We start from the raw sequence: 20,039 nt of genomic DNA, 5'->3' as shown, positions 1-20,039 counted from the left end.
GTCTGGCGCGAAGCTGCGCATATATATCTGATTATACAGCATTTACGACCCCACGAAATCCTGAAGAGCCTGCGCTGCTGCCCGGTTCCGGCAACACGAAAAGACCGTTGGGATCGGCTGCCTGGCAAATGATGGGGCTATGGGTGGTGACCAGGAACTGGATGTTGGGGAAGTGCCGCTTGAGCCAGAACCCGATCTCGCGCTGCCATTCCGGGTGCAGATGGGCATCGACCTCGTCGATGAGGACCACTCCACTGCGTTTGATGCGAAGCGTCCCGTCTACTCGCTCGGTCAGATCCTCGGTGCCGTAAGCGCTGATCAGGTGGCGCAGGATGTCCGTGAGCAGGGCCAGGGCCGCGCGATAGCCATCGCTCATCTCCTCCCAGGAGAGTTGCACCCCGTTGCGATCCCTGAGCCAGAGGCCATCGGAGTCAACGCGATCGACGACGATCTGATTCGGCATCAACTCATCGCGGAGGATCTCAAGCAGCAACTCCAGTTGTGCCCGTTCGGCAACCCGGTTTTCCAATGCCTTATGGTTGAGGTTACGTAGCCACTGATCCACTTCAGCCAGAGATGCCGCCTCTTGGAACATGGTAACGAAGCGCTCGGTTGAGGGCGACACCATCTGACGTGCGGCCTCGGGGGAAGCGCCGAAGACACGGCGGAAAGGGCCGTATCCGCAGGAGAACCACCCCTTGGCATCATTGGCCCAAATGGTGCGGTCAGGGGTGGAGTAGTTTTTCTGATTCTGCTTCTCGTCCGGAAGGACCGAGTAGAGCGTGGTCTCCCTTCCGCCATTCTTTAGGACCAGCTTGGCGGGAAAACTCTTCGACAGCGACGGTGCGCGACCACCCGCCGCCAGGGAGTCGTCATCAGTGCGTCTGACGATTTCCAATTGGATGGACGCCTCGTCAGCGATCCCGTCCCGAATCCAGCCCTTGAAGTTCGGTTGCAAGGCGCGAGCGGCATCTTTTCCGGCAAGTCCGACCGCAATAGCCTTTAAGAGCGTACTCTTGCCGGAACCGTTATCGCCGGTGAAGACCGTCCACCCCGCGTAGCTGCCATCGGGCCGCGCGAGGTCGAACGCCAACTCGGCGAAGCCGCGGACGTTCTTCAGGATCACCTTGCCGATATACATGCGCCCTCCGCTTGTCTGTGCTGGTGAATCGATCGGATCCGGCTCATGTCGATGACTCGTTACGCCAGTTGGGCGATGCGCCAGATCGAGGTGGCTTGATTGGCCATCCAGACCTGACGGGCGGCGATCCGCTCGGGCGTCCATTCGGCGTAGTCCTGCGCCAAGAGATGGGTGATGGCAAAACCGCTGCGCGCGTAGGCGGTGCGCTTGACTGGGTATGGGGCATTACCCAGGTCCCGGTTGGCCCCCGCCTTCATCAGGGTCAGGTTGCCCAGGCGGTCGGCCAGGGCCTCTGCCTCTGCGTCCGTAAAGCTGTCCCAACCCGTCTGCGCATTCTGGGGCAAGACGTGCTCCAGGGTGAACGCGTCGCTGGTGAAGTCGTAGTCGTGTTCCGATGCCAGGTGACGCTCCAGGGCGCAGAGGATGTAGCGGGCCACGCGGTTATTGCGCGATTGGGTGGTGCGGATGGTCTTGTCGGCGAACGCGGCCCGAAAGGCGGCATCGTTGGGATAGACACCGGTCATGGCGGCCAGTGCGGCACTTAAGGACGGGATCTCGCCGCGGGCGATGCGCTCGGCAACCGCGTTGTAGGTGCGCTCCTGCTCGGCCGGGCTGTAGCCGCAGATGATGTTGTAGCGTAGCGAGATGACGACGCAGGCGCGCACCAGGCCGAGGAATTCGGTCTCCGCGAAGTGGCGCCTGGCCGACAGGAGCAGGGGGAAGGGCTGGCGAACATTGAAGGTGCGCAGGGTGCCGGCCAGGGCCTTGAGTTCTCGCGACCAGTCGGAGACCTCCGGGGAAGACATTGCCAGATAGGTATCCAGGTCCTCTTCCATGTCGCGCAGGAGTTGGAAGACCGCCTCGCGGGTCTTGACCTGGCCGCGAATCGTCTTGAACAACTCGGCCTGGCGCGCGAAGGGGCGGCGGCTGTTCCAATGCACGCGCAGGAAGTCGGGAAAGCTCTCGGCCCCCAGGCGCCCGACCATGGCCTCCCAGCGCCCTTCCAGGTTGCGCAACTCATGGTCGTTTTCCCCGCCCCGGTCCAGCACCGAGAACAGGTAGTTCTTGAGCAGGTCGGTGGCGGAGAGTCTCACCCCGCGGGCGTTGAGGGTCTCGAAGACCTTGTAGGCGTTCAACTCGTCGGTCACGGTGATGACGGTGAAGAAGAGCCGGTCGGTCAGGTCCTCGGCCAGTTGGGCCAGACGCGGGCCCTGGTCTCCGGTCTCCTGTTTGAGGCCCTCCCCGATGCGCTTGTCGAACCACTCGAAGGCCTTGCGCAACAGGTGCTCGGAGGCCCGGAAGCCGCGGCGCGGCAAGTGCCCCAGGGGGACGAGATAGTCCTGGAAGTAGCTGTTGTTGTTGCGGTTGAGGGTCAGCTTGGGGCGCGAGACCAGGGTGACGGGGTCGAGATAGCCGATGTAGGTCTGGCGGATCTGGGTGATGCGCCGGGCGTTGTCCGCCGGCTCTTTGCCCGCGTCGACCAGACGCTGCAGGTGTTTGAGGATGGCCAGGATGATGATGGTAACCGTGGTCAGGCGCTGTTGGCCGTCGATGACCTCGAAGGCCTTATCGTCGGGTGACTGGAGGACCAGATAGCCCAGATAGTGGGCCGGCTCGCCGTCGGGTTGCAGGGTGCCCTGCAGGTCCTGCCACAGATCCTCCCATTCCTCGTCGGTCCAACTGTAATCGCGCTGGAACCGGGGGATGCGGTAGCTCAGGCCATTGCCGATGAGCTTGCGGAAGGTATTGTTCTCGGTTTTGAAGTTGGTTGCGGCCATGGTGCCTCCGCCGGGCCGGCTGGCGGGCGAACGATGATGAGCGGCTGATCCGTATCTTGGTTGGCGGATTCTACACGCAATAGTGAGTGGCCTTGCTGGGCCGGGGCAGGATGCCCCGGCCCCCGGCGGATCAGCCGGCGAGCACGCTGCGGATCAATTCCACCAGCGCACGGTTATCGAGCGGTTTGCGCAGAACCCGCGCCGTCGGGTCCATGGCGGCGGCATCGGCGGCGCCGGCCGGGTCGCCGGTCATGAGAATGACTGGCAGTTGCGGACGGTCGCAGCAGAGGGCGCCGTAGAGGGCCAGACCGTCCAGGCGCGGCATGGCGATGTCCGACAGGACCAGGGCGACGGCCGGCTCCAAGGCCAGGCGGTCCAGCGCGTCGGCGCCGTCGATGGCGGTGAAGACCTGGTAGCCGGCGGCCGCCAGCACCCGGGACAGGGCGTTACGGACCCGTTGGTCGTCATCGACGACCAGGATCTGGGCGCCGGTCGGCGGCCCGGCCGGCCGGTGCCGCGCCGCGTTGGGCGCCAGGGGGATGGGCGGCAGGACCACCGCGTCCGGGGGCTGGGCAGCGGCGGGTCGGTCGGTGCGGGGCAGCCAGAGACGAAAGCAGGTGCCGGTGCCGGGCACCGAGCGCACCTGGATGGCGCCGTGGCTGCGCAGGGCGAATTCGCGCACCATGAAGAGGCCGAGCCCGGCCCCGCGACCGCGTGATTTAGTGGAGAACAGCGGTTCGAAGATGCGCCGACGCACCGCCTCGGTCATCCCGGTCCCGGTGTCGCGCACGCACAGCTCGGCCCGCTCCCCGGGCCCCGGATCACCCAGGTCCGGGGGCTCCGGGTCCGGGTCGGCGCGCGCCGCGACGCTCAGCGTCAGGCGCCCGCGGGCCCCCATCGCGTCGCGGCTGTTGAGTGCCAGGTTGAGCAGTGCGGCCTGGAGCAGGGCGGGGTTGACCAGGGCGCGCACGCCCGGCTCCAACGCCAGGACCAGTTCGATGCCGGGCGGCAGCAGCCGACTCACCAGCGGCGCGAAGGCCTCCACCAGTGCCCCCAGGTCGCAGGGGGCCACGCTGCGGTCCTCGCCGCGCCCGAGCGAGAGCAGGCCCGAGGTGACGACCTTGGCCTGCCCGATGGCGGCCTGGGTCTCGTCCAGGACCTCGCGCGCCGCGGTGCCGCCGCCGTCCCCCGGCAGCAGGCGCCTCAGGTACTGCAGGTTGTTGCCGATGGCCCCCAGTACGTTGTTGAAATCATGGGCCACACCCCCCGCCAGGTGGCCGATGACCTCGCGCTGGCGCGATTGCAGCAGCCCGCCCACGACCGCCTGCTCGCGCAGGTTGGCGCTGATGCGGCTCGCCACCAGTTGCAGAATCTGGTGTTCCGGTTGGCCGCACGCGGGGCAGCGGCGACGGTCGGCCAGGTCCAGGACGCCTTGATGGGGCAAACCTTCGGCGTCGCTCCAGTTCAACACCACCCGGGCCAGGAAGCTCAGGCCGGTGCCCAGGGCGGGGTGGTGTATCCCTTGGGGTTCGGGCTCGGTGCGGCAGGGTTGGTCGAGGTCGATGGGCGCGTCCAGGGGGACCTCGCGGGTGGGTCCGATGGCCAGTCTCCCCACCGCGGCGATCAGGCGGTAACGCCCGTCGCGGACCTCCGCCAGGGCCGCGAGTTCGACCCCGATGGAGGCGCAGCCGAAGCGCAGGAGTTCCGCCAGGTCCTGGTCGGCGGGTTGGTAGCGGGTCCCCAGGCGGCAGAAGGCCTCGAGCTTGGCGCTGTAGTCCTGCAAGGCCAGTTCTGCCAGGGCCCGGGCCTCTTCCGCGCATCGCCGTTGCGTGATGTCCTGGACCAGACCCAGGGGGATCGGGGGGCCGCCGTGACGCTCCGGCAGCATGGCGACGCTCAGTTCGCCCCACACCAGCGTGCCGTCGGGCCGCAGATAGCGCTTGGTCATCTGGTAGCTCTCGCGCTGACCCGCCACCAGTTCCTGGAACAGGCCCATATCGGCGTCGATGTCCGCGGGGTGGCTGAAGTCCTCGAAGCGCAGCGATTTGACGGTCGCGGCGTCGCGTCCCAGGAACCGCTCCAGGGCCGGGTTGACGAAGCGGGGTCGGCGGTCGGGCCCGACGATGGCCATGCCGAGCGGCGCCTGTTCAAAGACGGCCCGAAAGCGCGCCTCGCTCTGTGCCAGGGCCGTGAAATTCTCGCGCAAGGCGGACTCCATCCGGGCGAAGGCGGCGGCCAGTTCCGCGGTCTCGCGTAGGCGGCTCGGGCGCGGGGGCAGCGTCGGGTCGGCGTGGTCCAGGCGCCCGGGCAGGCGCCCGGCGGCCTTGGCCAGGGCGGCGATGGGTCGGCCGACCCGTCGGCTGATAAAGAAGGCGCCGCTCAGGGCGAGCAGGGTGATGAGGCCCAGGCGCCAGAAGACCCCGAGCTGGACCTCTTGCAGGGTCTGCACCGGCTCGGTCGCCGCGAACTCGGCGACCAGTTGCACCCGCGTACCGTCCAGGGTCAGCGGGGCCTCCAGTTGGTAATGGCCCTTGCGCCAGCGCTCCATGCGCGAGTACCCGGGGCGCCGGGCAAGGTGGAACCGCAGACCGGCCGCGGGCCGCGGCTCCGCCCGGTCGGGCCCGGCGTCGGCGTCCGGCGCCGTGAGCGTCAGTTGCAGCCCCTGCACCTGGGGCATCAGTTGCGTGATCCGGGTTACCAGTGTCGGCAGCGCGTCGCGGGCCGCCGCCGGGGTCGGCGGCGGGTCCGCGGCGGCGAGGTCGGTGCTACTGAGCCCCAGCGCCAGGTGAAGGGTATCGGCGACCCCCAGTTCCATGGCCTCGGTGAGGCGCTGATTCTGCCAGATGGCGACCCCGAGCGACGGGGTCAGGACGGCGAGCACCAGGGTGACGAACAGGAAATCGCTGAAGGACACCGCCGCCGGGCGGCGCCGCAGCCCCAGGAGGCCGATCGCCAGGGCGCCGGCCAGGGCCGCATTGAGCACCCCGTTGATGGCCTGTTTGAAGGCGACCAGCAGCACCTCCGTCATGCTCATGGCGAGCGGTCCGCCGTAGCACAGCACCACCAGGGGCATCCCCAGGAAGACCCAATAGAGCCCGTCCAGGGCGGCCAGCGGCAGCACCTCGCCGCGCGGGCGCAGGTAGCGCCGCAGCAGGCCCACGCTCAAGGCCTCGGCCAGGATGATCAGCCAGGCGTAGGGGTGGTGCCACAGCAAGATGGTGTTGACACCGCCCACCGCGGCGACCAGGACGCCGGCGCCGGTGCCCAGCCACTTGATCGCCAGCATGGCGAAGATCGAGCCGAATACCAGGTCCAGCCCATAGGCCATGGGCAGGTGCACGAGGCCCCCGGCCCCGGCCGCGGCGGCGAGACCGACCAGCAGGGCGAGGTCGGGTATCCGCTCCGGGCGGGTGTAGCTAGGCGGGTTCGGCACTGGCATCAACCGTGAATCTGACTGGCAGCCTGTCAATTGTTGAAAATTTCCGGGGTCGGGCGATAATCAGGCGCCGCCGATACACTATGCGATTATTCACCAATGACCGACCGCACGCGCATCATTATCGTCGAGGACGACGTCCCCCTGGCCCGCAGCCTGCAACGCCTGTTGGTCGACGACGGTTTCGACGTGTCCCTGGCCTTCGACGGGGCCGAGCTGAAACGCCTGCTGCAGTATGGCGAGGTCGACCTGGTGCTGCTGGATCTCAACCTGGGCGCCGAGGACGGCATGGATATCGCCCGCGAACTGGGCGGGATCAGTGCCACCGGGCTCATCATCGTCACCGGGCGCGGGCGCAAGTCCGATTGTGTGACCGGCTTGGAGGCCGGGGCGGACGACTATGTGACCAAACCCGTCGAGCACGATGAACTGCGCGCCCGCATCCGTGCGGTGCTGCGCCGTCGGCGGCGGGGGCGCGACGGGGTGCCGATCCTGGTGGTGGGCCCCTATCGGCTCAATACGGCGGAGCGCTGCCTGAGCGACGAGGGCAGCGGCGCCCGGATCGAATTCACCGGCCGGGAGAGTTTCCTGCTGGCCTGTCTGATGTCCCACCCGGCCGAGTCGGTGCACCGCGCCGACCTCACCCGCGGCGACGCCTGGAACCCGGACGATCGGGCGACCGATGTCCATGTGAGTCATATCCGGCGCAAGCTGCAGGACGCCGGGATGTCCGGGCTCTGCATCCAGCCGGTGCGGGGTATCGGCTACCGGCTCACCCTGGCCCCGCCCGCTGAGGCGGCCCCGCCGGGTGAACCCTGAGGCAAGCAGTCCGCCGCAACGTCGCGCAGCGACGCTGTGGGAGCGGCTTCAGCCGCGACGAGACCTCGCGGGTTACCAAGCGGCGCGGGTCACCGCCTCTGCGTCTCTGCGCCTCTGCGTGAAACCTCTTAAAGAATCTCACGCAGAGGCGCAGAGACGAATCGCGTCAGTCGGGTTACCGGGGTGACGGACGAGCCTTCATGGCCGTTAGCCGCGACGGGCCGCATGGGAACGCCGCTGGAAACCCAACGCGATTCATCCCCCCGCCTCACCGCTGATGGTCAGCACAACCTGCCGCCGATGGGCGCGGGTGCGGTGCTCATAGAGATACAGCCCCTGCCAGGTACCGAGCGCCAGGCGGCCGGCGCGCACTGGCAGCGTCAACTCGGTCTTGGTGAGGATGGCGCGCAGGTGGGCCGGCATGTCGTCCGGCCCCTCGTCGCTGTGCTCGAAGCGCGGATCACCGTCCGGGACCAGGCGCTGCAGGAAGGACTCCAGGTCGCGGCGCACCGTCGGGTCCGCGTTCTCGCACAGGATCAGGGACGCGCTGGTGTGCTGGATGAAGCAATGGCACAGTCCGGTGTGAACCCCACTGGCCCGCACGCGCCGCTCGACCTCCGCGGTGATCTCGTAGGTACCGCGCCCGCGGGTGCTGACTGACAGGACCTCTTGGGCGATCATCGCCGAGTCCCCGGGACCGCCGGGCATCGGTCCGATGCGGCAGTGGTGACATGACAGGTTGGGACGCTCATCGCAGCGGGCCTCCAAGAAGAAATGATGCTACCGTCCCTTGATTGTCCAACCCCCCGCCGCGAGATGCCAGCGATCCCCGACCCGACCCCTGACCCGCCCCCGCCGCCGCTCGCCCTGGATCAAGTCCCGGTCACCGACCTGCAACGGGTCGGTCCCAGGATCCAGGAGCGCCTGGCCCGTCTGGGCATCCACAGCGTCCAGGACCTGCTCTTTCACCTGCCGGTCCGCTACGAGGACCGCGGCCGGGTGGTGCCGCTCACCGACCTGCGCCCCGGGGTCGAGGTGCAGATCGAGGGGGAGGTCGGCGAGACCCAGATCAGCTATGGTCGGCGCCGGTCGCTCAAGGTGTGGCTTACCGACGGGGCCGGGGCGGGCGACCAACCGCCGACGTGCGGCGTCCTGCTGCGCTTCTTCCATTTCTCGCCCCAGCAGTTGGCCGCCCTGCGCCCCGGGGTGCGGCTGAGCTGCTACGGGGAGGTGCGCGAGGGGCCGAACAGCCTGGAACTGGTCCACCCGGAGTACCGCCTGTGCGGCGCGGATGAAGCGCCGCCGCCCGTGCCGCGCCTGACACCGATCTATCCCTCCACCGAGGGCCTGCAGCAGTCGTCCTGGCGGGGTCTGACCGATCAGGCCCTGGCGCTCCTGGCGCAGCGCCCCCCGGGCGAGTGCCTGCCGGCCGCGGTCCTGGCCGGGTCCGCGCTCCCGGACCTGGGCGTTGCGCTTGACTATGTCCACCGCCCGCCCCTGGCGGCGAGCCTTGCCGACCTGACCGAGCGCCGCCACCCGGCCTTCCTGCGCCTGGCCTTCGAGGAACTGGTGGCCCATCAGGTGAGCCTGCGGCGCCTGCGCCTCGCCCACCTGCGCACGCCGGCCCCGGTGCTGGCCGGTGACGGGGGGCTGCGGCGGCGCCTGCGCGAGGTCCTGCCCTTTGCGCTGACGCCGGACCAGGAGCAGGCCGCTGCCGAGATCGCCGCCGACCTGGCGCGCGCGCTGCCGATGCAGCGCCTGCTGCAAGGCGACGTGGGCTCGGGCAAGACCGTGGTGGCGGCCCTGGCCGCACTCCAGGCGATCGAGTCCGGCCGCCAGGCGGCCCTGATGGTACCGACCGAACTACTCTCGGAGCAGCACTACCGGGGCCTCGCGACCTGGCTCCAGCCGCTGGGCCTGGCGCCCGTCTGGCTCACCGGCCGGCACAAGGGGCGTGAGCGTACCGCGATCCTCGCCGCCATCGCCGCCGGCCGCGCGCCGCTCGTCATCGGCACCCATGCCCTGATCCAGGAGGAGGTGCGCTTCGCCGACCTGGGGCTCGCCATCATCGACGAGCAGCACCGCTTCGGCGTCCACCAGCGGATGCGCCTGCGCGAGAAGGGTGCCCAGGAGGGCGGGGCGCCCCACCAGCTCATCATGACGGCGACCCCCATCCCGCGCTCGCTCGCCATGACGCTCTATGCGGACCTGGACCTGTCGGTGATCGCCAAGGCGCCCCCCGGGCGCACCCCCATCGTCACCGTGGCCCTGCCCGACGGCCGGCGCGACGCGGTGATCGGGCGGGTACACGACGCCTGCGCCGCCGGGCGCCAGGCCTATTGGGTCTGTACCCTGATCGAGGAGTCCGAGGCGCTCCAGGCCCAGGCGGCGCAGGAGACCGCCCGACAACTCGGCGATTGCCTGCCCGGGGTGCGGGTAGGCCTGGTCCACGGCCGCCAACGCGCCCCCGAGCGCGAGGCGGTGATGGCCGCCTTCGCGGCGGCCGCCCTGGATCTGTTAGTAGCGACCACGGTGATCGAGGTCGGCGTCGATGTCCCCAATGCCAGCCTGATGATCATCGAGAACCCGGAGCGGCTCGGGCTCTCACAACTGCACCAGTTACGCGGCCGGGTCGGGCGCGGCGCGCGCGAGAGCCATTGCGTGCTGCTCTATCATGCGCCGCTGACCGCCCAGGCGCGGGACCGGCTGGCCCTGATCCGCGCAACACTCGACGGCTTTCGCATTGCCGAAGAGGATCTCAAGATGCGCGGGGCCGGCGAGGTCCTGGGCACCCGCCAGACCGGCACCCTGGAGTTCCGGGTGGCCGACCCGCTGCGCGACCAACACTTGACGGGTGCCGCCCAGCGGGCGGCCGACCTGATCCTCGCGCGTCACCCGGACCTGGTGGAACCCCTGATCCAACGCTGGCTCGGGCGGCGCGAGGCGTTCGGGGTGGTATGAGCCGCGGACCCTGGTGTGGTCGAGATCCCGGGTACGCTTTCGTTGTCGTTGTCGTTAATCTCGGGGCCGAGGCAGATTGTCCGCAAATGAACGCAAATCGAAAGACCAATTCGACCATTTCCAAGGCCGTGATCGCAGCGACGGCAATTCACGGCCATTGCCCGGTCTCAGGGGCTGCGCCTGGGCCGCGTCCATGAGCCCCGCTGCGCCCGCCGACTACCTGACCCGCTTTGGGCTCCTGCACACGCGCGACCTGGACGAGTCCCGCGTGGTCATGGGGGAGATCTGGGGCAAGCACGAGGTCGAGGTCATCGGCCCGGGCCCCTTCGAGACACTGGTCAATCACACTGAAGTCGGGCAAACGGGACTGACCTATGTCCGCTGCCCCACCCCGCTGCGGGTGCACTGCACCCTGGGCGGCGACCGCGTCACCGTCTATCTGCACGAGGAGGGCCGCTCCGAGCACCGGCTCAATGCCGAATCGGCGGTCGCCGCCCCCGGTTCCGCGGTCATCCTGGTCCCGGGCCAGGAGGCGCGGATGGACACCGGGGCCGTCCGGCTCCTGGCCCTGGATTTTCCCTGCACCAGGGTCGAACAGGCCCTGCTCGCCCGCGGCCTCCCCAGGGCCCGCTTCGAGCACTGGGTGAGGCAGCGTGACCTGACCTCACCGGCCGGTGAATCCCTGCGCTCCCTGACCCGGTGGGCGGCGCAGGAGTTGGATCGGCCCGGCACGCCCCTGGTCGGCGGGCCGGTGGCGGAACATCTGGGGCAAACCCTGTTCGGCCTCTTCCTCGCCTGCGTCGCGGAGCCCCTTCCCCCGGCCGCCGCGCCGACGCCCATGCTGGGCAAGCTCAGGCTCAGCGACCTGGAGGGCTTTATCCTCGCCAATCTCCAGCAACCCCTGTCGGTCGATACCCTGGCGCTGCTCGCGCACGTCTCGCCGCGCACCGTGCAGTTGGCCTTCCGGCGTTACCGCCAGTGCACCCCCATGGAGTTCATCCGCCGCGCCCGCTTGAACGGCATCCGCCAGGAACTGCTGGCCGGGGGCGGGGCGGGCACCGTCACCGAAATCGCCATGCGATTTGGCTTCTTTCACATGGGCCACTTTTCCGAGGCGTACCGGCGGGAGTTCGGCGAGAGCCCAGTCCAGACGCTGCGGCGGCTGCACGGTCGGCTCGCGCCCGGGGGCCCCTGCACACCAGACTAGACCGCGGCACAGGGTCCCGTTGCCGCCGCCCGCCCGCAAGGTACCAGAGGCGCTTCACTTCGCTTTTGGGATAGGGACGTTTCGCTATCCGGATTGCGAAGACCAACGCGGGCAGTCAAGCTTACCGCGTGTCGGAGCCCCGGTTCCGGTGCGCAGTCCCGTCGGCATGTCCGCGCGATTTGCAGCTCCGCCCAGGACCTCGAGGCCCATCCGCCGCGTCGGCAACGCGCCCCGTCAACGAAAGCCCAGCAGGCCGCCGCCCAGGCGAAGCCAGGAGGACCCATGTCAAGCGAGCATCGATCCGCGAGCGAGGACACGCTCGACAGCACCCGCCGCGACTTTATCAAGACGGTCGGTGTCGCCGGTCTGTCCGGCGGCGCTGCCGGTGTGGTCGGGCTCGCCGGGCTGCTCAGCCCAACGCAGGCCGCCGAGGCCGTTACCCTGTGTGCAGGCGACACCCCCGACGAGGCCCGGCTCGATCTGGGCGGCACCCCGATCTACGACGTCGCCACCGACTATCCCCTCTGCAACGAGGGCGTGTTGCCGCCGCTCAAGGCGCGGGTGCTGGCGCTGAAACAGCTCATCCTCGACAAGAACCTGCTTGGTCCCGATGGTCAGGCGAGCATCGACCACTTCGTCGACTACTATGAAAACAAGGTCGGTCCGCAGTTCGGCAAGGCGGTGATTGCCCGCGCCTGGATCGATTCGGCCTTCAAGGATGCCCTGCTCAATCCCGAACATCCGAACTTCGAGCCCTACAAGTCATCCGACAAACGTGGTCCCTTCGCGGCGACGTGGTTCATCCGCGATTTTCTCGACCACGCCTCCTCGATGCACCACACCCCCCCGGTGGACGGTGATTGGCTGGCGCCAACTGAGCTGCTCGGATACACCATTGGCCCCGAGGGTGAGTGGCTGCGGGTGGTTGCGAACGGCAAGGCCAACTCGACCGCCCCCTTCGTGCACAACCTGGTCTCATGCACCCTGTGCTCCTGCTATCCCCAAGCCCTGCTGGGGGTCCAGCCGGTCTGGTACAAGTCCAGGCAATACCGCGCCCGCAGCGTCACGGCACCGCGGGGCATCCTGCGCGAGTTCGCCGCGGAACGGGGCGCGGCCTATCCGGGCCTGCTGGAGGACTATCTTGCGCGGGTCGATGAGGTGCGCGTGTGGGACTCCAACTCCGAGGTGCGCTTTCTGGTGATCCCAGAGCCGCCCGCGGACGCGGTGGTCACGGGGATCGTCAAGGACAGCGCGCAAGAGATCGCCCTGCGCAGCCGGGTGACCCGCAACGCCATGATCGGCGCCGAAATTCTCTACCCGGTGTCGTAGGGGTCGATATGGAAGGTCCACACAACCTGCATACCTGGACCGGCAGCGATCCCATTCCGGACAAACTCCAGCCCGAGGGCGTCGTCTGGCCCGAGCCCTGGGAGGGCGAAATGGGCGCGATCTTCGCCATGTTCTCGGCCGTGGCGTTTCCCGCCAAAGGGTTCAATCTGGACGTGGCGCGCTGGCTGCGCGAGACGCTCCAGCCGCGGGATTATCTGAATACCCCCTATTTCGACCTCTGGCTGCGTTCGGTTGCCACCTTCCTGGATTTGAGCGGTCGCGCCAGCCGCGCCGAGCTGACCGACGGCTACCCCACGCCCGACTGGCCAGCGACCGGGGATAGCACCGCGGTGCGGATCACCAACGACCCCGCGCTGGATCTGGCAACGGCACTGCGCAACCGCGCCTTGGACGAATCGGTGCCGGGATTCGGGCCGCCGCAAGCCAATGGCAGCTACCAGCCGGATGCCGATCACCATTATGTCGAAGGTCAGGCCAACAACCAGCCCCGCTACCGCATTGGCGACCGCGTGCGCACCGTGCTCCAGGTCGGCACCGGCCACACCCGCGAATATCCCGTGTATCGCGGCCGCACCGGCGTGATCACGGCGAGCTACGGCATCGTCAAGGCGCAGTCCACGCCGGACGGCGTGCGGGTCTTTCAGCCCTATTACCAGCCGGCCTATCCCGACATTGCCTGCCGCGACAGCCAGCGTGACGGCATCGGACACCGCCAGGAGTTTCTGGTGCCGGTCTACAACGTGCGCTTCCCGGCGAGCGAATTGTTCGGCGCCGGTTATGCCGAGGAGGGGCTGTACGTCCATGTGGATATGTTCGAGCCCTATCTGCAATTTCTGTCGGCGGCCAGCCCCGGCGACCTCAATGGCGACGGCGTCGTCAATCTTGCGGACTATGCGGTGTTTCGCGCCGCGCTCGGCAAGCGGCGCGGTCAGCCCGGCTACAACGAGCGGGCCGATTATGACCGCGATGGACAAGTGAGCAACACGGATTATCGCACCTGGCTCACCTACTACCGGCGTTGATCGGATCAAAGGGGCAACATAATGAACAAGATATCCGGCAGGTGGTGGGTCGGGTTACTCGGTCTGATGCTGGCGCTGCCACTTGCCGCGGTACCGCTGGGTCGACTTGAAGGACCCGCGGGCCCGGTCGCGGTTGGTGAGTCCTTCGACATTTCAGTCTATGCCGACGGTGTCGGCACCGACGAGGTCATCGCGTTCGGGTTCGACCTCGACTATGCCGCCACCTGGACCTTTATCGGTGCGGCCATGGGTCCCGGGTTCACCGACGATTCGACGTTGTTTCCTGACACGATGGTGGCAGGTAACATCGACCCGAGTATTCTCGGGCCGAGCGGCGACAACATCCTCCTGGCGACGCTGTCATTACGACCGTCGGTGGCGGGTCGATTCAACTTCGGCGTGATCTCCAACGTCAATGACCCGAACGAGGGGCTGATCCTGTTTAGCGGGCCACCAGCCGCCGATCTGACGACCAGCATCCAAGTCGAGGTCTCGGCCCCCGGGAGCCTCGCCCTGCTCGGGCTCGGCCTCGCCGGGCTCCCGCTTCCCAAGTACCGCCGCGCGGCGGTCGCGCCGCACGCCTAGGAGGTCACGATGGAAGGTCCGCACAATCTCCAAACCTGGACTGGCTTCGACGCCATTCCCGACAAGGACCAGCCCGAGACCACGGTCTGGCCCGAACCCTGGGAGGGCGAAATGGGGGCCATCTTCGCGATGACCACGTCGGTGTTTTATCCCGAGAAGGGCTTCAACCTGGACGCCGCGCGCTGGTATCGCGAGACCATGCAATGGCGCACCTATGGGAATACGCCTTACTTCGACCTGTGGCTGCGCTCGGTCAGCACCTACTTCTCACTCAGCGGTCTGGTCACGCGCGCGGACCTCACCGAGGGCTATCCGCCGCCGGACTACCCTCAGCCCGGGACCAGTACGTCCGTCGCGATCATCGACAAGGATTCACTCGACCTGGCCGCGCAGTTGCGCGGGCAGGCCCTCACGCAGGCGGTTCCCGGATTCGGTAAGCCGCAGACGGACGGCCGGTACAGCTCGCCCAGTTACCAGGAGGGCACGGCCGTCAATCACCCGCTGTTTGCGATTGGCGACCGGGTCGAGACACTGCTGCAGATCGGCACCGGGCATACCCGCGAGTATCCCGTCTACCGCGGGCGTCCCGGGGTGGTCGTCGCCAGTTACGGCATTGTCGCGGCGCAGTTCACGGGAGAGGGACCGAGTCGGATTCGGGTCTTCCAGCCGTATTACCAACCGGGCTATCCAGACATTGCCTCGCGGGCGAGCCCGGTCGACGGCGCCCCCCGGCAGGAATTCTTCGTCCCGGTCTACAGCATCCGCTTCGAGGCGCGGGACCTGTGGGGGGACGGCTATGCGGAGGAGGGCGTCGCCGTCTATGTGGACATGTTCGAGCCCTATCTCAAACGCGCGGCGGGGTGACACCAATGACACCGGTATGTAAAGTCGATGACGATGGGGCGGACCTGGACCCGCTGGAGATGCTGCCGCTGCTCAAGGACGCGGGCCGGCCGGTGTTTGCCGATTCCTGGGAGGCGCAAGCCTTCGCCTTGGCGAATCTGCTGATCGAAAAGGGTTTTCTTACCCGCGCCGAATGGGTCGCGATCTTCAGCCAGGAGATCAAGGCCGCCCAAGGGCGCGGCGATCCGGATCGGGGCGACACCTATTTCCTGCATTGGGTCGCGGCCCTGGAGCGGATAATGGTCGAGCGTGATCTTATCAGCGGGCCCGCCTTGCAGGAGCAGGAACTCCTGTGGCTGCGCGCGGTGGAGAACACCCCCCATGGTGTAGCGATCGCCCTGGAGAATGCCTTTAATCCACCGGTCAGGGACCCTGACCACCATCACGATCACCATGGGCACGACCATCACGACCACGATGGACACGACCATGACCGGGACCTGCTGATGCCGATGGCCGTCGTGCCCCGCGACGCGGTTGAACCGGCCGATCCGATCCCGCAGCCGGAGTGACCCGCACACCGCCGGGGCCTCGTCGCGGCTGAAGCCGCTCCCACAGCGTCGCTGCGTGACCTTCACGGCGAAGCCTTGCCCTCCTGTCGCCTTGCGCCCGCGGGGCGATCCGCCGACTCGACCTCACCCAGCTTGGCGGAGCCTCCCGCGGCATTCCGCCGCTCTTCGTTTTTGGGCCAACCCGCTTCGCTGATTGGATAGACAGTCTTGTGTTAAGGGGCTTAACGTTTTACCTGGCGATAGTCCTGCCGCAATGGTCCAGCACCGCCCAGAAAACCATTGATTATCAAAGTCAGGCCTTGCCGGCTACCGCAGCGGCCGGGCACTGCCGCGACGCTTTAGTGTCGCTGCTTGCCCCCGGCCGCCGCGTGGGGGCCAGGCCGCTTGTTACACCCAACCACCGAGAGGAAACGCACATGAAGACCACCCTGACTCTGAGCATGGCCGCCGCCCTCGTCGCCGGCTCGATCAACCCGGCCCTGGCCGACGATCAGGCCAAGATCGACGCCACCCTGAGCCGCCTTGGGACCTCGTGCAAGAACGCGGTGGCAGCGAAGTTTCACGGCGTGAGCATGGCGGATATTGAGGTGACCGTGGGCGCCACCCTCCAGCAGAGCCTCGACAGCGGCTCCATGGGCCTGAAGGACCTGCGGCAGTACGGCGCCTCGTATAACTGGGCCGTGCCCGGCAAGAAGGCCGAGGGTTCATGCGAGGTCAACGCCAAGGGGAAGGTGACTCAATTCACCGGCAAGTAACGGCCGACGGCCTGGGTCATGATCTCGACCACCGGTCCAACCGTTCTGAAGTCCGAGCAGCGCGACTGGCTTGAGAGCCGCAATGCTTGCGCTGCGGCGGCTAATCCGAAGGCCTGCCTGAAGGAGGAGTATCACGCGCGGATCAAGGAACTGAAGGACCGGTAACGGGGCCGTCGCGATATGAGACTTTGGCTTATGAAGGCCAGCGGCTCGATCGGGGTCGCCTTGCTTGTCACGGGCATCGTGTTGCTGATGATCGCGTGGCAGAAGCCTGACTATATCGACGCCGCGGGTATGTTGATCGAGCCATTCGCCTACCGGGTCGCAGGAGTGGGTTTGACGGCGCTGGGTACCGTGCTGTTGGCGGTGCGCTACCTCGTTTACAGGCGATCGTGATGGGCGCGTACCGGCACGGCTCTTAGGCCAGGGTGAGCAACATGTCCTTCGTATCGCCGACTCCGCTGGTCAATCCGCTGCATTTCGCGTTGGGGGATAGCGCTGCGGGCAGCGTGCGGGCGGCCTGCGACTCCTGCGGCATGCCGGGCGCCGTGATCGGTTTTTCCAACGACCTTGCCGCGGGTCCGCTCGACGACAGCCAGGCCCGCGATCCCGGCCTGCGGGGCTTTCTCGGGGGCGGTGGTGAAGCGGCGATCGATGGCGACGCGCGCCTGTCGCAATGGCGTGCGGTCCTCGGGCGTCTGGAGCGCGAACCCCCGGAGGCGGTGATCCTCTGGGGTGGCGACAACGTCGCCGAGGTGATCTTTGTCGCGATGGCCTGCGACCGGCTCGCCGGGAGGCCCGAGCGGCTGTTGCGGGTCCAGGTGCCGGGGATCGAGGGGCGTCCCTATGTCGCCATGCACTCGCCGGAGCAGTTGGCGCGGCTGTACGCGACGCGGCGGCCCTTGAGTGGCGCGGACCGTCGGGTCCTGGCGCAGGATTTCGCGCGCATTCGCGACACCTGCGGTCCCGTGCGGCGGCTGGAGTCGGGTCGGGTGGTGGGGGTGCCCGGCGATTACTACGATCACTTGCTGCTGGCCGCCTGCGGTCCGCACTGGCAGGCGGCGGGGCCGGTGGTGGGCACGGCCATGGCACACTGTGACGGGCCTAATCTGATGGGCGACGGATTCTTCAGCGCCCGCCTCAGTGTTCTGATCGAGGCCGGCCGCATCGAGGCCAGCGGGCCGCGCACCGCGCTGCGAGAGTACCGGGTCAGGCTCGCGCCCACCCGGCAGGGCTGAAGCCTTGGATTCCGGGTCACGGGCCGTAACACGCTCTTGATGTGGCTCATTCCACTCATGTTCGCCCAGGTCGGCGCGCTGGCGGCGCTGGTCAAGCTGCTGTAAGTGCGTCGGACCCCGGCTGCCCCGGCTGCCGCGGCCGGGGCGCCCGGCCCTTGATCGTGCAATAATCTCAAGGGGCCGCCCCAGGCCCGGTCGCGTTCCTTGAGATGATGCCCAGTCGTTGAGACCATGCCGAGCACTGACGTTCCCCCAGCCAAGATCGGCGATTGTCGCCCAGGTCCGGACCCGGCAGCCTGGCGCGGGCGCCTGCGCAACTACTACTTCCTGGTGCGCCTGCACCGCCCCATCGGGACCTTCCTGCTCATGTGGCCCGCCCTCTGGGCCCTCTGGCTGGCGGGCCAGGGGCATCCGCCCTGGCCCGTGGTGCTGATCTTCGTCCTCGGGGTGGTGCTGATGCGCTCCGCCGGGTGCGCGATCAACGACTTTGCGGACCGCCACTTCGACGGACGCGTCGCCCGCACCAATCAGCGTCCGCTGGCCACCGGGGCGGTCAGCCCCGCGGAGGCGGTCGGGGTCTTCGTGGTCCTGTCACTCCTCGCCTTCGCCCTGGTGCTGCTCTTGGACTGGCGCACCGTGGCCCTGTCCACCGTGGCCGTGCTCCTGACCCTGGTCTATCCGTTCATGAAGCGCTTCACCCATGTGCCCCAACTCTTTCTCGGGGCGGCCTTCGGGTGGGCCATCCCCATGGCCTACATGGCCGTCGCCGGCGCGATCCCGGTGAGTGCCTGGTTACTCTTCATCGCCACCCTTATCTGGGCTCTGGTCTACGACACCCAGTACGCGATGGTGGACCGGGAGGACGATCTGAAGATCGGCATCAAGTCCACCGCCATCCTGTTCGGGGTCTGGGACCGGCTGGCGATCGGCCTGCTCCAGGTCCTGATGCTGGGCCTGCTGCTCGGGATCGGCCTGGACGCCGGCCGGGGCGCCTGGTATCTGGGCGGATTGGCGGTCGCCGCCGGCTTGGGCGTCTATCAGCAATGGCTGATCCGCAAGCGCGAGCCCCGTGCCTGCTTTCAGGCCTTTCTCAACAACAACTACTTCGGTCTGGCGGTGTTTGTGGGCCTGGTGCTGGACTATGCCGTCGGCGGCTGAACAGGTCGTCTGCGCCTGAACGCAAATGCGTGCAATTAATTGAGGATTTAGACAATGTTTCGTAGCCTGCGTGTTTTCTCCCGGGTCGGCGTAGTGGCCGCCTTCCTGCTGTCCATCGGCTCGGTCTGGGCCGCCGAGGGTGGCAGCGAGTTCGTGACGCTGACGCCCGCCGTACCCACCGCGACCGGTGACAAGGTGGAGGTCGTGGAGGTCTTCTGGTATGGCTGTTCCCATTGCTGGCACCTGGAGCCGATCATGAATACCTGGGTCGGCACCCAGCCCGCGGGCGTCGCCTTCCGCCGGGTACCGGCCACCGGGGCGCGCTGGGACCCGCATGCACGGGCCTATTACGCCGCCGAGGCCATGGGCAAACTCGATGAGTTCCATGTGGCCCTGTTCAAGGCCATGCAGGTGGACCGGCGGCTCATCTTGAAGGAGGACGACCTGGTGAAGTTCGCCGGTGAGATCGGTATCGATGAGCAGGCCTTCCGCGATGCCTATAACTCCTTCACGGTCGAGACCAAGGTCCGCAAGGCCCAGGACCTGAGCGGACGCTACGGCATCGATGGGGTCCCGGCGGTGATCGTCAACGGCAAGTACCGTACCAGCCCGGGCCAGACCGGCAGCAAGGAGCGGTTCATCGAGGTGCTCAATACCCTGGTGGGCCAGGAGCTTGCCGCCAAGGGGTCGGCCGCGGCGACGACGGTACCAGCGCCCGTCGCCGCGCCGGCACCCGCTGCGGCGAGCGCGCCGGCACCCGCGGGTGGATACTGATCTTAAAGACCGGACCGCGAATGACTCGCGGGATCGGGACCGGTGCACCATCGCCCCGGGAGCGCCGCGCACCGCGCTCGTGCGGGGCATCCCCAGTGTAAGTGCTCGGGGCACCAGTACCCCGTTCCAGCTATTCTTGCGCCTGCTCAAGCCCCAAAGGGGCGCGATATACCAGCCCAGGGCAACGCCCTGGGATAGCGTTGTTGATTCGGCCTAGCCCTGAAAGGGCGTGACATAAGGAGCCACGCCGTTATGTCACGCCCTTTCAGGGCTGAGCGCTGCGATAACCCATACCCAGGGCGTTGCCCTGGGCTGGTATGTTCGACCCCGTTGGGGTCGATACGCAAGATAAGCTCTCAGGCCGGACGGGGCATGCGCCCCGGCCGGAACGTTTTCCCCT

Annotated in this window: 18 protein-coding genes; 14 read left to right on the top strand and 4 right to left on the bottom strand. The window is 67.6% G+C overall.

Annotation, left to right across the window (positions count from 1 at the left end):
- Positions 1-31: 31 nt before the first annotated feature.
- The 3 genes from QZY48_RS10855 to QZY48_RS10845 form a co-directional block, all read right to left on the bottom strand.
- The gene (locus tag QZY48_RS10855; RefSeq protein WP_295430877.1) at positions 32-1,141 is read right to left on the bottom strand and encodes an AAA family ATPase; all 1,110 of its coding nucleotides are present in this window, start codon (positions 1,139-1,141) and stop codon (positions 32-34) included.
- 59 nt (positions 1,142-1,200) lie between these two features.
- Positions 1,201-2,919 (bottom strand): DUF262 domain-containing HNH endonuclease family protein, encoded by a 1,719-nt coding sequence (locus QZY48_RS10850; RefSeq protein ID WP_295430876.1) that lies wholly within the window; start codon positions 2,917-2,919, stop codon positions 1,201-1,203.
- Positions 2,920-3,049: 130 nt separating this feature from the next.
- Positions 3,050-6,352, bottom strand: coding sequence for a PAS domain S-box protein (locus tag QZY48_RS10845; RefSeq protein WP_295430875.1), 3,303 nt, complete (start codon positions 6,350-6,352; stop codon positions 3,050-3,052).
- A gap of 102 nt (positions 6,353-6,454) precedes the next feature.
- Between QZY48_RS10845 and QZY48_RS10840 the strand changes: the two genes are divergently transcribed.
- The gene (locus QZY48_RS10840; RefSeq protein ID WP_295430874.1) at positions 6,455-7,174 is read left to right on the top strand and encodes a response regulator transcription factor; all 720 of its coding nucleotides are present in this window, start codon (positions 6,455-6,457) and stop codon (positions 7,172-7,174) included.
- 255 nt (positions 7,175-7,429) lie between these two features.
- On the opposite strand, the gene QZY48_RS10835 is transcribed toward QZY48_RS10840, so the two are convergent.
- Positions 7,430-7,855 carry a secondary thiamine-phosphate synthase enzyme YjbQ gene (locus QZY48_RS10835; RefSeq protein WP_295430873.1) on the bottom strand — a complete coding sequence of 142 codons (426 nt, stop codon included), beginning with the start codon at positions 7,853-7,855 and terminating at the stop codon, positions 7,430-7,432.
- Positions 7,856-7,990: 135 nt separating this feature from the next.
- Between QZY48_RS10835 and recG the strand changes: the two genes are divergently transcribed.
- The 13 genes from recG to QZY48_RS10770 all read left to right on the top strand — a co-directional run bounded on the left by recG (position 7,991) and on the right by QZY48_RS10770 (position 19,639).
- A complete protein-coding gene (gene recG / locus QZY48_RS10830) occupies positions 7,991-10,135 on the top strand; it encodes an ATP-dependent DNA helicase RecG (RefSeq protein WP_295430872.1) in 2,145 nt (714 codons plus the stop codon).
- A gap of 193 nt (positions 10,136-10,328) precedes the next feature.
- Positions 10,329-11,342, top strand: coding sequence for an AraC family transcriptional regulator (locus tag QZY48_RS10825; RefSeq protein ID WP_295430871.1), 1,014 nt, complete (start codon positions 10,329-10,331; stop codon positions 11,340-11,342).
- A 282-nt stretch (positions 11,343-11,624) separates the two neighbouring features.
- Positions 11,625-12,671, top strand: coding sequence for a nitrile hydratase subunit alpha (locus QZY48_RS10820; RefSeq protein WP_295430870.1), 1,047 nt, complete (start codon positions 11,625-11,627; stop codon positions 12,669-12,671).
- A gap of 8 nt (positions 12,672-12,679) precedes the next feature.
- Complete coding sequence (locus QZY48_RS10815; RefSeq protein WP_295430869.1) at positions 12,680-13,714, top strand: dockerin type I domain-containing protein; 1,035 nt, start codon at positions 12,680-12,682, stop codon at positions 13,712-13,714.
- 21 nt (positions 13,715-13,735) lie between these two features.
- Positions 13,736-14,299 (top strand): hypothetical protein, encoded by a 564-nt coding sequence (locus tag QZY48_RS10810; protein WP_295430868.1) that lies wholly within the window; start codon positions 13,736-13,738, stop codon positions 14,297-14,299.
- A gap of 9 nt (positions 14,300-14,308) precedes the next feature.
- The gene (locus tag QZY48_RS10805; RefSeq protein WP_295430867.1) at positions 14,309-15,163 is read left to right on the top strand and encodes an SH3-like domain-containing protein; all 855 of its coding nucleotides are present in this window, start codon (positions 14,309-14,311) and stop codon (positions 15,161-15,163) included.
- 5 nt (positions 15,164-15,168) lie between these two features.
- The gene (locus tag QZY48_RS10800) at positions 15,169-15,714 is read left to right on the top strand and encodes a nitrile hydratase accessory protein (protein ID WP_295430866.1); all 546 of its coding nucleotides are present in this window, start codon (positions 15,169-15,171) and stop codon (positions 15,712-15,714) included.
- Between the two features lie 416 nt (positions 15,715-16,130).
- The gene (locus QZY48_RS10795; RefSeq protein ID WP_295430865.1) at positions 16,131-16,469 is read left to right on the top strand and encodes a hypothetical protein; all 339 of its coding nucleotides are present in this window, start codon (positions 16,131-16,133) and stop codon (positions 16,467-16,469) included.
- 18 nt (positions 16,470-16,487) lie between these two features.
- The gene (locus tag QZY48_RS10790; protein WP_295430864.1) at positions 16,488-16,634 is read left to right on the top strand and encodes a hypothetical protein; all 147 of its coding nucleotides are present in this window, start codon (positions 16,488-16,490) and stop codon (positions 16,632-16,634) included.
- A gap of 30 nt (positions 16,635-16,664) precedes the next feature.
- Positions 16,665-16,865, top strand: a complete 201-nt coding sequence (locus tag QZY48_RS10785) for a DUF3955 domain-containing protein (protein ID WP_295430863.1) — start codon at positions 16,665-16,667, stop codon at positions 16,863-16,865.
- 41 nt (positions 16,866-16,906) lie between these two features.
- Positions 16,907-17,707, top strand: coding sequence for a DUF3658 domain-containing protein (locus QZY48_RS10780; protein ID WP_295430862.1), 801 nt, complete (start codon positions 16,907-16,909; stop codon positions 17,705-17,707).
- Between the two features lie 231 nt (positions 17,708-17,938).
- Positions 17,939-18,865: a 4-hydroxybenzoate octaprenyltransferase gene (gene ubiA, locus QZY48_RS10775; protein WP_295430861.1), complete on the top strand. Its 927-nt coding sequence runs from the start codon at positions 17,939-17,941 to the stop codon at positions 18,863-18,865.
- Positions 18,866-18,919: 54 nt separating this feature from the next.
- Positions 18,920-19,639: a thiol:disulfide interchange protein DsbA/DsbL gene (locus QZY48_RS10770; protein WP_295430860.1), complete on the top strand. Its 720-nt coding sequence runs from the start codon at positions 18,920-18,922 to the stop codon at positions 19,637-19,639.
- Positions 19,640-20,039: the final 400 nt, after the last annotated feature.

The sequence above is a fragment of the uncultured Thiodictyon sp. genome, from assembly GCF_903828115.1.
In the GTDB taxonomy this organism is placed as follows: Bacteria; Pseudomonadota; Gammaproteobacteria; order Chromatiales; family Chromatiaceae; genus Thiodictyon.
Note: the sequence above shows the minus strand (reverse complement) of the source record. Positions and strands in the feature narration are given on the sequence as shown.

Coding starts and splice junctions, on each gene's coding strand:
- QZY48_RS10855 (WP_295430877.1), bottom strand. CDS start 1,141: ATGTATATCGGCAAGGTGATCCTGAAGAACGTCCGCGGCTTCGCCGAG.
- QZY48_RS10850 (WP_295430876.1), bottom strand. CDS start 2,919: ATGGCCGCAACCAACTTCAAAACCGAGAACAATACCTTCCGCAAGCTC.
- QZY48_RS10840 (WP_295430874.1), top strand. CDS start 6,455: ATGACCGACCGCACGCGCATCATTATCGTCGAGGACGACGTCCCCCTG.
- QZY48_RS10835 (WP_295430873.1), bottom strand. CDS start 7,855: ATGATCGCCCAAGAGGTCCTGTCAGTCAGCACCCGCGGGCGCGGTACC.
- recG (WP_295430872.1), top strand. CDS start 7,991: ATGCCAGCGATCCCCGACCCGACCCCTGACCCGCCCCCGCCGCCGCTC.
- QZY48_RS10825 (WP_295430871.1), top strand. CDS start 10,329: ATGAGCCCCGCTGCGCCCGCCGACTACCTGACCCGCTTTGGGCTCCTG.
- QZY48_RS10820 (WP_295430870.1), top strand. CDS start 11,625: ATGTCAAGCGAGCATCGATCCGCGAGCGAGGACACGCTCGACAGCACC.
- QZY48_RS10815 (WP_295430869.1), top strand. CDS start 12,680: ATGGAAGGTCCACACAACCTGCATACCTGGACCGGCAGCGATCCCATT.
- QZY48_RS10810 (WP_295430868.1), top strand. CDS start 13,736: ATGAACAAGATATCCGGCAGGTGGTGGGTCGGGTTACTCGGTCTGATG.
- QZY48_RS10805 (WP_295430867.1), top strand. CDS start 14,309: ATGGAAGGTCCGCACAATCTCCAAACCTGGACTGGCTTCGACGCCATT.
- QZY48_RS10800 (WP_295430866.1), top strand. CDS start 15,169: ATGACACCGGTATGTAAAGTCGATGACGATGGGGCGGACCTGGACCCG.
- QZY48_RS10795 (WP_295430865.1), top strand. CDS start 16,131: ATGAAGACCACCCTGACTCTGAGCATGGCCGCCGCCCTCGTCGCCGGC.
- QZY48_RS10790 (WP_295430864.1), top strand. CDS start 16,488: ATGATCTCGACCACCGGTCCAACCGTTCTGAAGTCCGAGCAGCGCGAC.
- QZY48_RS10785 (WP_295430863.1), top strand. CDS start 16,665: ATGAAGGCCAGCGGCTCGATCGGGGTCGCCTTGCTTGTCACGGGCATC.
- QZY48_RS10780 (WP_295430862.1), top strand. CDS start 16,907: ATGTCCTTCGTATCGCCGACTCCGCTGGTCAATCCGCTGCATTTCGCG.
- ubiA (WP_295430861.1), top strand. CDS start 17,939: ATGCCGAGCACTGACGTTCCCCCAGCCAAGATCGGCGATTGTCGCCCA.
- QZY48_RS10770 (WP_295430860.1), top strand. CDS start 18,920: ATGTTTCGTAGCCTGCGTGTTTTCTCCCGGGTCGGCGTAGTGGCCGCC.